The sequence below is a fragment of the Sulfitobacter sp. HI0129 genome (assembly GCF_001635395.1).
Classification (GTDB): Bacteria; Pseudomonadota; Alphaproteobacteria; order Rhodobacterales; family Rhodobacteraceae; genus Sulfitobacter.
This window is the reverse complement of sequence record NZ_LWGH01000740.1, coordinates 1-551: the sequence shown is the minus strand read 5'-3', so window position 1 is coordinate 551 and position 551 is coordinate 1. Positions and strand designations below refer to the sequence as shown.

Below are 551 nucleotides of genomic sequence, written 5' to 3'. Positions count from 1 at the left end.
AATCCGGCGCATCCATTCCCGCCAGCGCAGCTCGGGCGGCAGGTCCGTCAACGCGCGATCAAGCTCCGGTTCCAAGCGATCCTTCGCCATCGCTACACCCCGTAGAGCCGGAAAGTGTCGCGCCCGGTCAGCTCGCGCACCGCGCCGAGATCGACCAACCGGTCGCAGAGCCGCCGCGCCGCGCGATCCGGAAGCGGCAGCGCCGAGGGCGCCACGGCATCGCGGGTCAGGAACATTTCGACCGCATCATTTGCCCCCTTTGCCCGAAGTTTGGGCGCAATGGCCTTCAGATGCGCCACCCGACGCGCAAGGTCGGCGGCGAGACGCACGGCCTCTACTGCCGACGAGATGAGTGCGCGATGACAGGCCAGGCGCAGGTCATCGCCTTGCTTGCGCAGGTCGGCGCGTCTCAGGCCTGTGGCGAGCAGCGGCACAAGATGCTCCCAGCCAAGCGCTTGGGCGAGGGCCGCGTCGGCAAGGATAAACGCCGGCACGTCAGCGCGCGGCGCTTCCGTCAGGACCGTCTCCAGCACCATCGCGGCACGGGCTAC

Annotated in this window: 1 protein-coding gene and 1 pseudogene; both read right to left on the bottom strand. The window is 68.8% G+C overall.

The window, feature by feature from the left end; translation table 11 throughout:
• Positions 1-90: pseudogene (locus A3764_RS26090) on the bottom strand (SMC-Scp complex subunit ScpB); the annotation flags it as partial.
• Positions 91-92: 2 nt separating this feature from the next.
• A partial coding sequence (locus tag A3764_RS18300) for a DUF1403 family protein (protein WP_067951899.1) occupies positions 93-551 on the bottom strand: 459 nt, incomplete at its 5' end.